Genomic DNA, 11,671 nt, shown 5'->3' with positions numbered 1-11,671 from the left:
ACGAGCTTCAAGCTCTGTTCTTGCGCCATAATACTTTCGTTTTGTTGCTGGCGGGGAAAGCGAACGGACATATTTGTACGTATCTGACCCATCCAAAAGCATAGGTCGGGCGGTTTGTTTGCGGCTGGATTGTATGCATCCAAGTAATAAGTTGCCGGATGATTTGTGCGCTGCGCCGGCGTGCACTCCCGGCTTGCCGGCCGTTCGGTGGCTCCGGCCACTATTGCGAACGAAGCAACACTCCCTGACCCAGATTTGGATATGACAGCCAAGCTTTTTGGGGCACAAACGCAACCAAATGCCACGCGCTTTGGGATAAACCGTCCTGACAGAAAGAAGCGCGGGCGATACCGCGGCGACCTTAGGAGGCGACGTTAGAATGAGCACTACTGGCGACCTTCGCCTGGATATCCAGAAGAACCCGGCCCCCGTTTCCGCCGCCGAAAGGGCGGCCCAGATGGAAAATCCGGGCTTCGGGCGTTTCTTCACCGATCACATGATCACGCTGCGCTACACCGAAGGCACTGGCTGGCATGACTGGAAGCTGGAGGCGCGCAAGCCGCTCCAGCTCGATCCGGCGACCATGGTGCTGCATTACGCGCCGGAAATCTTCGAGGGCCTCAAGGCCTACAAGCTGCCCGATGGCGGCGCCACGCTGTTCCGCCCCGAAGCCAATGCCCGCCGCTTCCAGAAGTCGGCCGAGCGCATGGCGATGCCGAACCTGCCGGAAGAGCTGTTCGTGGAATCCTGCCGCGCCCTGGTGCGCGCGGACCGCGAGTGGATCCCGTCGGCTGAGGGGGCCTCGCTTTATCTGCGCCCGTTCATGATCGGCACCGAATCCGCGCTCGGCACCCGCCCGGCCAGCGACTATCTCTTCTGCGTCATTGCCTCGCCGGTCGGCTCCTACTTCAAGGCCGGCGCGCCGGCCGTGACGCTCTGGACCTCGGAAAGCTTTACCCGCGCTGCTCCGGGCGGCACCGGCTTTGCCAAATGCGGCGGCAACTATGCCGCCAGCCTTGCCGCGCAGGCCGAAGCCCAGCGCGAGGGCTGCGACCAGGTTGTTTTCCTCGATGCCGTCGAGCGGCGCTGGATCGAGGAACTGGGCGGCATGAACATTTTCTTCGTCTTTGACGATGGTTCGCTGCAAACCCCGCCGACCACCACCGGCACCATCCTGCCGGGCATCACCCGCGACAGCCTGATCAAGCTGATGAAGGATATGGGCCTTACCGTGCGCGAGGAGCCCTATTCCATCGACCAGTGGCAGGCCGATGCCAAGAGCGGCCGCGTGGTTGAATCCTTTGCCTGCGGCACTGCCGCCGTCGTGACCCCCATCGGCCAGGTCAAGGGCCGCAAGTACGGTTTCACCATCGGCAGCGGCGGCGCCGGGCAGACCACCATGCGCCTCAAGGCCGCGCTTACCGACATCCAGTTCGGCCGCGCTGCCGATCCGCACAACTGGCTCGACCGGTTGTTCTGATCGACTTCAGGGTTTGTCCTGAAACCAGAAAAACCCCGCTTGCGGATCGCAGGCGGGGTTTTTGTTTGGGCTGTTGTTTCAAAACTAATCGCGCCCTGCAGCCTTCTGATCTCTCGTAAAATCCTCGCAGAACTTTCGGTTGCCCCTTATCGCGCCCGGCCCGCTCACGGCATGATTTCGTCCGTATTCGGCGCGCCTTTTCCGAGGTGTTTCTGGCGGGAGTTCGGGTGAAATGATCGAAGCTTTTTCGGGCATGGCCAGCCACGCCATGGTTCTCGGCCGCGGGCTGCTGTTCGGCCTTGCCATCGCTGCGCCGGTGGGGCCGATCGGGCTACTCGTCATCCGCCGCACACTGGCCGGCCGCCAGCCGGCGGGCCTTGCCACCGGCTTCGGGGTGGCGGCCGCCGATGCGACCTATGGCATTGCCGCTGCGCTCGCCTTCTCTGCCGCCTCTGCGGCCCTTGCGGCGCTCGGTCGCTGGCCAGCGGTTGCCGGCGCGCTTTTCCTCGCCTGGCTCGCCTGGCGCTCCTGGCGGGCGGAGCCGGCAGAGCAGGCGGCGGCCGAGGCGATCCGGGCCCGGGATGTCGCGGGTTACGCGCTCTCCGGCTATGCGCTGACCATCACCAATCCGATGACGCTTGCCGTCTTTGCCGGGCTTTTTCTCGGTGCCGGCGTGGCCGGAGAAGGCGCGATCACGCTGGTAGTCGGGGTTTTTTGCGGCTCGTTCCTGTGGTGGGTTTTCCTTACCACCCTTGTCAGCCGGCTTCGCCACGGTATTTCGATAAGGGTGCGCCGGATTGTCGAGCGGGCTTCGGCCCTGCTTATGGGTGGCTTTGCGGTGTTTTTCCTAGCCCGGGCAGCACTCGGCTGAAGAGCCGGCCGGGCCCTGGAAATGCGCGGCGAAGTGACGCTCTAAGCGCTTACAATCCTGCTATCCATAACATCCGGATTGTGGGAAAAAAGCGCATAAGCGGGCAGGAGAGGGCTTGCCCTTTCCCGCCGACAACCGGGCACGACCCGGAGCCGAGATTTCAGGGCAGGAAGCGACCCATATGATCACACGCGACGATCCCCTGTGGTTCAAGGATGCCGTCTTCTATCAAATCCATGTGAAGTCCTTTTGCGATTCCAACAATGACGGGATCGGGGATTTCAAGGGGCTGACCAGCCGGCTGGATTATCTGAAAGACCTTGGGGTCACGGCGCTGTGGGTCATGCCGTTCTATCCGTCGCCGCTGCGCGATGACGGCTATGACATTGCCGATTATCACGGCGTCAATCCCGACTACGGCACGCTGGAGGATTTCCGCGAGTTCGTGGAAGCAGCGCATGCCCGCGATCTGCGTGTGGTGACGGAACTCGTCATCAACCACACCTCCGACCAGCATCCCTGGTTCCAGCGCGCCCGCATCGCGCCGCACGGCTCGCCCGAGCGCGATTTTTATGTCTGGTCGGACACCGATGCCAAATGGCCGGAAACCCGCATCATCTTCGTCGATTTCGAAAAATCGAACTGGACGTGGGATCCGGTGGCGGGCCGCTATTACTGGCACCGCTTCTACAGCCACCAGCCCGACCTCAACTTCGACAATCCGCTGGTGATGTCGGAGGTGCTGGAGGTCATGTATTACTGGCTGGACATGGGGGTCGACGGGCTGCGGCTCGACGCCATTCCCTATCTGGTCGAGCGTGACGGCACCACCAACGAAAACAACCCCGAAACCCATGATGTGGTGAAGCGCATCCGCGCCGCCATGGACCAGCGTTATCCCGACCGCGCCCTGCTGGCCGAAGCCAACATGTGGCCGGAAGATACGCAGGTCTATTTCGGCAATGGCGATGAATGCCACATGGCCTTCCACTTCCCGCTGATGCCGCGCCTTTACATGGCGCTGGCCCGGCAGGACCGCCACCCGGTCATCGACATCCTGAGCCAGACGGCGCCGATCCCGGAAAACTGCCAGTGGGCGATTTTCCTGCGCAATCACGACGAGCTGACGCTGGAGATGGTGACGCCGGCCGAGCGTACCTTCATGTGGGACTATTACGCCGCCAATCCGCGTGCCCGCATCAATCTGGGCATCCGCCGGCGCCTTGCGCCGCTGATGCAGAATGACCGCCGGCGCATAGAGCTGATGTTCTCCATGCTGATGTCCATGCCGGGCACGCCGGTGCTTTATTACGGCGACGAGATCGGCATGGGCGACAATATCCTGCTGGAAGACCGGCATGGCGTGCGCACCGCCATGCAGTGGTCGCCCGACCGCAATGGCGGCTTTTCGCGCTGCGATCCGGCGCAGCTTTTCCTGCCGGCCATCAACGACCCGGTCTATGGCTATGATGCGGTCAATGTCGAGGCGCAGGACCGTGATCCCTCCAGCCGGCTCAGCTGGGTGCGGCGCCTGATTGCCGAACGCAAGCGCCACCGGGCGCTCGGGCGTGGGGTGCTGGGCTTCATCCTGCCGGAAAACCAGCAGGTGCTGGTCTATACCCGCCAGCTGCGCGAAGAGGGCGAGATCATCCTGTGCGTCTGCAATGTCTCGGAGCAGATGCAGGTCGTGGATGTGGATTTGCGCGATTTTGCCGGCCGCGTGCCGGTCGAGCTTTTTGGCCGTGCCGCCCTGCCGGCGGTGAGCGAGGCCCCCTATCGCTTCACCCTGCCGCCTTTCGGCTTTTACTGGCTGCGGCTTTGCCGGCCGCAGGAGGTGCGCGGCTGGGCCGTCGGCCCCACCGCGCTGGCACCGCCCTTTGAAACCATTGTGCTGCGCGAGGCATGGGACGGGCTTTCCGGCCCCTCCGGCGATTACTCCATCCTGCTGCGCTCGATCCGCCACTACATGCATCTCTCCCCGGACGAGACGCTGGAGCCGAAGCTGGTAGAGCCGCTGGAGGTCGAGGGTGAGCCGGCGCTGGCCGTGCTGGCGGACCTTGTCGCCCATGGCCGGGTGCTGGAGCATCTCTATATCCCGCTGACGCTCAGCTGGGAGGATGCGGTCGGCACCGTTGGCTGGTGGCGCCTGCCGCAGATGCTGTGCCGGGTCCGGCGCGTCAACCGCATTGGCGGGCTGATGGATGCCGGCGTGGTGGAGCCCGGCAACGAAGTGCCGCTTGCCGCACTTTATGAAATGGATATTGCTGTGGAGGGCGGGCGCCAGCTGCGCCTCGAGCCGGATGCCGCCACGCTGACCGATGCGCGCGGCGAAAGCGTGCGTTACATGCGCATGCGGCATTGAGTTCTTTAAAATTCAGGGTGTTGGGCATGCTTTTTCCCTGCCGGCCCTTGGCGCGGGCGGCGGCTTTCGCCATGCTGGCGGGGACAGGCGATAAAAACGGGGCCGGGCCCTCTGGCTGACGTGCCCCAAGCAGGGATGGTGACATGGCCGCGAGGAAGAAGACCCCGGAAAAGAAACCCGCCGCCACGCCGGCAAAGCCCCGCGCCCCGCGCCGGCCGCCGGACGTGGATGGCCTTTCCTTCGAGGCTGCCGGGGCGCTGGCTGCCGGCCTTCACCGCGACCCGTTTTCCCTGCTTGGTCCCCACCGGCTGGACGACGGCGCGGTTGTGGTGCGCGCCCTGCGCCATGGCGCCGAAAAGATCGAGGTGGTGGTTCCGGAAAGTGGCGCCGTGCTCGCAGCGCTGGCCCCGCTTTTTGTCGACGGGCTCTTTTCCGGCCGCATCGACGGGTTTGACCCGGCAACCCCCTACCGGCTGCGCCTGACCTTCCCCGGCGGTTACCGGGAGGAGGTGGAAGACCCCTACCGTTTCGGCGCGCTGCTGGGCGAGTTGGACCTGCATCTGCTGGGCGAAGGCACGCATCTGCGCAGCTATGAAAAGATGGGTGCGCATCCGGTCGATGTTGGCGGCATTGCCGGCACGCGTTTTGCCGTCTGGGCGCCCAATGCCGCCCGCGTCAGCGTGGTGGGCGATTTTAATGCCTGGGACGGGCGGCGCCATGTCATGCGCCTGCATCCCGGTGTCGGCATCTGGGAAATCTTCATCCCCGGCGTCGGCCGCGGCACGGCCTACAAATACGAGATCATTGCCGCTGACGGGCGGCTCATGCCGCTGAAGGCGGACCCCTATGCCTTCCGCGCCGAACATCCACCGGCCACCGCCTCTCTTGTCCATGGCCTGCCGGCCTATGAGTGGAGCGACGCCGAATGGCTGGCCGGGCGCGAAAGGCGCGCCGCGCTCAATGCGCCGGTCTCGATCTACGAGGTGCATCTGGGCTCCTGGCGCCGCAAGGCGGAGGAGGGCGGGCGCTTCCTCACCTACCGCGAACTGGCGGATGAACTGGTGAGTTATGCCGTCGAGATGGGCTTTACCCATATCGAGCTGATGCCGGTCACCGAGTTTCCCTTCGATGGCTCCTGGGGGTACCAGACCATCGGGCTGTTTGCCGCCACCAGCCGTTTCGGCACGCCGGAGGATTTCGCCTTCTTCGTCGATGCCTGCCACCGGGCCGGTATCGGCGTGCTGCTGGACTGGGTGCCGGGGCATTTCCCCACCGATGCGCATGGCCTTGCCCAGTTCGATGGCACCCATCTTTACGAACATGCCGATCCGCGGCAGGGCTTCCATCAGGACTGGAACACCCTGATCTATAATTACGGCCGCTCGGAGGTGCGTAACTTCCTGCTGGCCTCGGCGCTGTTCTGGATGGAGCAGTTCCATCTCGACGGGCTGCGGGTCGATGCCGTCGCCTCCATGCTCTATCTCGATTATTCGAGAAAGGAAGGCGAGTGGGTGCCCAACCGCTTTGGCGGGCGGGAAAATCTCGAAGCCATCGATTTCCTCAAGCGCATGAACGAGCTGGTTTATGCGCAGGCGCCCGGCGCCATGTCGGTGGCCGAGGAATCGACGGCCTGGCCCGGCGTCTCCCGCCCGACCTATCTCGGCGGGCTGGGCTTTGGCTACAAATGGAACATGGGCTGGATGCATGACACGCTCAGCTTCATGTCCAAGGCGCCGGTGCATCGCCGCTGGCACCATAACGAGATGACCTTCGGCCTCATCTACGCCTTTTCCGAAAATTTCATCCTGCCGCTGAGCCATGACGAGGTGGTGCATGGCAAGGGCTCTCTGCTGGACAAGATGCCGGGCGATGCCTGGCAAAAGTTCGCCAATCTGCGCGCTTATTACGCCTTCATGTGGACCCATCCGGGCAAGAAGCTGCTTTTCATGGGCGGCGAGTTTGCCCAGGGGCGCGAGTGGAACCATGATGCCGCGCTGGAGTGGGAACTGCTGGCGATCGACTGGCATGCCGGCGTGCAGCGCGCCGTGCGCGATCTGAACCATCTCTACCGCACCTTGCCGGCGCTCCATGAGCATGATTGCGACGGCGCCGGTTTTGAATGGATCGAGGGCAATGACCAGGAAAACTCGGTCTATGCCTGGGTGCGGCGCGGCAGTTCCGCGGCCGGGGAGGTGCTGGTTGTCAGCAACTTTACGCCGGTGCCGCGGCCCAAATACCGTGTCGGCGTGCCGCTTTCCGGCGGCTGGCGGGAAGTCTTCAACAGCGATGCGGCGGTTTATTGCGGGAGCAATATCGGCAATCCCGGCGTTACGGTTGCCGAACCCGTTGCCTCGCACGGTCGCGCGCAGTCACTGATCCTGTCGCTGCCGCCGCTGGCAACACTCATTCTGGTCAAGGAGAGCTAGGATTGGCAAAAGCGGGATCGGGCGCGGCGACGCAGCATGGCATGCTTCCGGGACGGCCCTATCCGCTGGGGCCCAGCTGGGACGGCGACGGTGTCAATTTCGCCCTGTTTTCCGCCAATGCCGAGAAGGTGGAGCTCTGCCTTTTTGATGCCTCCGGCTACCGTGAGACCCACCGTTATGTGCTGCCGGAATGCACCGATCAGGTCTGGCACGGCTACCTGCCGGAGGTCACGCCCGGCCAGCTTTATGGCTACCGCGTCTATGGGCCTTACGATCCGGCGGCCGGCCACCGCTTCAATCACCACAAGCTGCTGATCGACCCTTATGCCAAGCGCATCTTCGGCCCGCTCAAATGGTCGGACAGCCATTACGGCTACCGCGTGGGATCGACGCGCGAGGATCTCTCCTTCGACCGGCGCGACAATGCCCGCCTCATGCCCAAGAGCGTGGTGGTGGACCGCGCCTTTACCTGGGCCGGCGACCGGGCGCCGCATGTGCCGATGTCGCGCACCGTCGTCTACGAGGCGCATGTGCGCGGCTTTACCATGCGCCACCCGCAGGTGCCGGCGCGCCAGCGCGGCACCTTTACCGGCATGAGCCTGCCGCGCGTGGTGGATTATGTGCGTTCGCTGGGCGTTACCACCATCGAGCTGCTGCCCATCCACGCCTATCTCAGCGACAGTTTTCTGGTCGAGAAGGGGCTTTCTAACTACTGGGGCTACCAGAGCATCAGCTTCTTTGCGCCCGAGCCGCGTTACCTCGCCTCCGGCACGCTTTCCGAGCTGAAGACCATGGTCAAGCGCTTCCACGATGCGGGCATCGAGGTGGTGCTGGATGTCGTCTACAACCACACTGGCGAAGGCAACCATATGGGGCCGACGCTGAGTTTTCGCGGCATCGACAACGCCTCCTATTACCGGCTGCTGCCGGAGGACAAGCGCTTCTACATCAACGATACCGGCTGCGGAAACACGCTAAACCTCAGCCATCCCCGCGTGGTGCAGATGGTGCTCGACAGCCTGCGCTACTGGGTGGAGGAGGTGCATGTCGACGGCTTCCGCTTCGACCTTGCCTCGACCCTCGGGCGTGAGAGTTACGGCTTCGATCAAGGCAGCGGCTTCTTCGATGCCGTGCGGCAGGACCCGGTGCTGAACCGGATAAAGCTGATTGCCGAGCCCTGGGATATCGGGCCGGGCGGCTATCAGGTCGGCGGCTTCCCGCCGGGCTGGTCGGAATGGAACGACAAGTACCGCGATACCGTGCGCAGCTACTGGCGGGGGGATGCCGGCAAGTTGCCGGAGCTTGCCGGTCACCTGACCGGCTCCGGCCTGCAGTTCCGCCACAGCGGCCGGCGGCCCTGGTCCAGCATCAATTTCATATCGGCGCATGATGGTTTCACCATCGCCGATGTCGTTGCCTATAACGACAAGCATAACGAGGCCAACGGCGAGGATAATCGCGACGGCCACAGCAACAATTGCAGCTACAATCACGGGGTTGAAGGGCCGACGGACGATCCGGAAATCCGTGAACTGCGCGCCCGCCAGCGCCGCAACCTGCTGCTGACGCTGATGGTAAGCCAGGGCGTGCCCATGCTGCTGGCCGGTGACGAATTCGCCAACAGCCAGTCCGGCAACAACAACGCTTATTGCCAGGATAACGAATTGAGCTGGCTGGACTGGGAAGCGCCGGAAGGTGCTGCCGGCGAGGAAGGAGAGGAGCAGGCGGATTTCACGCGCCGGCTCATCGGCCTGCGCCACCGTTATGCCGGTCTGCGCCGCAGCCACTGGATCACCGGCGATGTCGAACCCGTCAACGGCATGCGCGACCTTGCCTGGTTTACGCCCGACGCTACCGAGATGACGGAGGCGGACTGGCAGGTGGGTTATGCGCGCTCCGTTGCTTTCCTCATCAATGGCCGCAGCGCCCGTGACCGCGACGAGCAGGGCCGGGAGGAAAGCGGGCGCCATCTCTATGTCATCCTCAACGCTCATGTTGAGGAGATGGTCTACCAGCTGCCCCAGCCGGCGGATGGTGCCAGCGGTCGCTGGCGCTGCCTTGCCAACACCGCCGAGCCGGATGTGGAAGGCGACCCGAAGATCGAGCCGGGCGGCAGCTTTACCGTCATTGCTCGCAGCGCCGCCATTTTTGACTTCGTGCCCGGCCGGCGCTGAGCATCCTGCCCCAAAATTTATGGTGGCAGGCCCGTTTTGGGGGCTGGCAGGCCTTTAAATGCCGGCCTTCAAATGGTTTCCTGTAAGCGCTATCACTTGAAGTCGGGCCGAAGCCTTGCAGGTTTAAGGGCAGGACCAAACAAATGGGGAGAGCCGGGATGAGCGAAACGGACCTGATCGACCGTCTGGCGGATCTTGCCGGCATCCAGCCTTTCTATTTCGATGCCTGGGGCGACCGCGTGGAGGTGGCAAGTCACACCAAGGCGGCGCTGCTGACGGCCATGGGCTTTGATGTCAGCACCGCGGGCGCCGCTGCCGAGGCGCTGGCCCATTGGGAAAAGCGGCCCTGGCAGCGCACCCTCTCGCCGGTGCATGTCTTCGACCAGAACCAGCATGACAAACGCGCCCCGCTGGCCCTGCCGGCCGGCAGCGGCCTTGTCGGCTGGAGCCTGAAGCGCGAGGACGGGCATGAGGAAAGCGGCACCGCCGAATTCTCCCATCTCGACTGGATCGACGCCGGCGAGGTGGAAGGCCAGACCATCGAGCGCCGCGCCCTTGGCTTGCCCGGAGAATTGCCGCTTGGGTATCACCAACTGGTGCTGAGCCTGCCGGATGGCGGCACGGCGGCAAGCCGTATCATCGTCTGCCCGCCTTCCTGCCTGACGGTGGAAGAAGCGGTGCCGGGTGGCCGGGCCTGGGGTTTTACCACCCAGGTCTATTCCCTGCGCTCGGATGACAATTGGGGCATGGGCGATTTCAGCGATCTGGCGGCGTTCTGCGAAGGGGCGGCCTCGCTCGGCGCACAGACGGTGGGCGTTAACCCGCTGCACGCGCTTTACGCCAACGAGCCGCGCCATATCAGCCCCTACGACCCCTCCAGCCGCGCCTTCCTCAACGTTGCCTATATCAACCCGGAAAAACTGCCTGAATTTGCCGCCTGCAAGCCGGCGCAGAAGCTGGTGGCCAGCAAGGCTTTCAAGGACCGGCTGAAGGTTGCCCGAGCCGCCGAGGTGGTGGATTACGGCGCGGTCGGCCAGTTGAAGCGCGAGGTGCTGGAGCTGCTGTTCCGGCATTTTGAGGAAGCGGAGACCGGCACGGCGGAAAGCCGGACCGCGGCCTTCGAGGCCTTTGTGGCCGAGATGGGCGAGGCGCTGCGCACCCAGTGCCTGTTCGATGCGCTGCATGAGGAGCTTTACCGGATAAAGGGCGGCGCCTTTTGCTGGTGGGACTGGCCGGAGGGTCTGCAGAGCGCTGCAGGCGGCGACGTTGCCGCCTTCGCAGCCGCCCATGAGGACCGCATCCGCTTCTTCGCCTGGTTGCAATGGCTTGCCGATATCCAGCTGGGCGAGGTGGCGACACGGGCGCGGGGCGCGGGGATGCCGCTTGGCCTTTACCGCGACATCGCCGTGGCGGTGAACCCGGCAGGCGCCGAGGCCTGGTCCGGGGGAGACCGGCTGGTGCGCGGCGCAGCCGTTGGCGCGCCGCCCGACATCTTCAGCCCCAAGGGCCAGAACTGGGGGCTCAAGCCCTTCAATCCGGTGGGCCTCGTTGATAGCGCCTATGAGCCGTTCATCGCGGCCGTGCGCGCCAACATGCGCCATGCCGGCGCCGTGCGGATCGACCATGCCATGTGGCTTTTCCGCCTTTACTGGGTGCCGGACGGCATGACCCCGGCGGAAGGCGCCTATGTACATTACCCCTTCGCCGACCTGCTGCGCATCGTGGCGCTGGAAAGCCGCCGCCAGAACTGCGTGGTGATTGCCGAGGATCTGGGCACCGTGCCGGAAGGCTTCAGCCCCGCGCTGCAGGCCGCCGGAGTACTCAGCTACCGGGTGCAGTGGTTCGAGCGCAATTATGATGGCGATGGCGGCTTCTTCGCGCCGAAGGACTGGCCGGTTCAGGCCATGGCTTGCATCTCGACCCACGATCTGCCCTCGCTTGCCGGCTTCTGGAGCGGCAATGACATCGACTGGCGCGAGCGCCTCAACCTCTTCAAGGATGAAGGGCAGGCTGCGCGTGAGCATGAGATGCGGGCGGATGACAAACGCCGCCTTGTCGATGCGCTGGTGGCCTCCGGCGCGCTGGCCGAAGGGGACCGCGAGGCGGCGCTGGCGAAGGAGGCGACACTGGCACTGCGCCTTGCACTGCACCGCTTCATCGCCATGACGCCGTGCCGCATGGTGGTGGCGCAGATCGAGGATGCGCTGGGTGAAGTGGAGCAGGTGAACCTGCCCGGCACCATCGACCAGCACCCGAACTGGCGTCAGCGCCTTGCTGTTCCCGTCAGTGACATCTTCGTCCGCGAAGATGTAAAGGCACTGGCGGCCGCGATCCGGGAGGGTGTGGGCGGCTGAGCCT

The 11,671-nt window shown here is 64.3% G+C and carries 5 protein-coding genes and 1 pseudogene; all 6 read left to right on the top strand.

All coding sequences use genetic code 11. The features are described 5' to 3' along the window. Positions 1-457 precede the first annotated feature (457 nt). The 6 genes and pseudogenes from QTL98_RS14210 (at position 458) to malQ (ending at position 11,667) form a co-directional block, all read left to right on the top strand. On the top strand, positions 458-1,480 hold the full coding sequence (locus QTL98_RS14210) for a branched-chain amino acid aminotransferase (RefSeq protein WP_445682160.1): 1,023 nt from the start codon (positions 458-460) through the stop codon (positions 1,478-1,480). A 232-nt stretch (positions 1,481-1,712) separates the two neighbouring features. Beyond that, a complete protein-coding gene (locus QTL98_RS14205) occupies positions 1,713-2,351 on the top strand; it encodes a LysE family translocator (protein ID WP_445679120.1) in 639 nt (212 codons plus the stop codon). A gap of 181 nt (positions 2,352-2,532) precedes the next feature. Next, a pseudogene (gene treS, locus QTL98_RS14200) lies at positions 2,533-4,251 on the top strand (maltose alpha-D-glucosyltransferase); the annotation flags it as partial. A gap of 605 nt (positions 4,252-4,856) precedes the next feature. Next, positions 4,857-7,139, top strand: a complete 2,283-nt coding sequence (glgB, locus tag QTL98_RS14195; protein WP_445679119.1) for a 1,4-alpha-glucan branching protein GlgB — start codon at positions 4,857-4,859, stop codon at positions 7,137-7,139. Positions 7,140-7,180: 41 nt separating this feature from the next. Beyond that, positions 7,181-9,313, top strand: coding sequence for a glycogen debranching protein GlgX (gene glgX, locus QTL98_RS14190; protein ID WP_445682159.1), 2,133 nt, complete (start codon positions 7,181-7,183; stop codon positions 9,311-9,313). 158 nt (positions 9,314-9,471) lie between these two features. Beyond that, a complete protein-coding gene (gene malQ / locus QTL98_RS14185; RefSeq protein WP_445679118.1) occupies positions 9,472-11,667 on the top strand; it encodes a 4-alpha-glucanotransferase in 2,196 nt (731 codons plus the stop codon). Positions 11,668-11,671: the final 4 nt, after the last annotated feature.

Source organism: Radicibacter daui, assembly GCA_030657355.1.
Lineage (GTDB): Bacteria > Pseudomonadota > Alphaproteobacteria > Radicibacterales > Radicibacteraceae > Radicibacter > Radicibacter daui.
The sequence above is the reverse complement of the archived record's forward strand: the minus strand, read 5'-3'. Positions and strand labels throughout refer to the sequence as shown.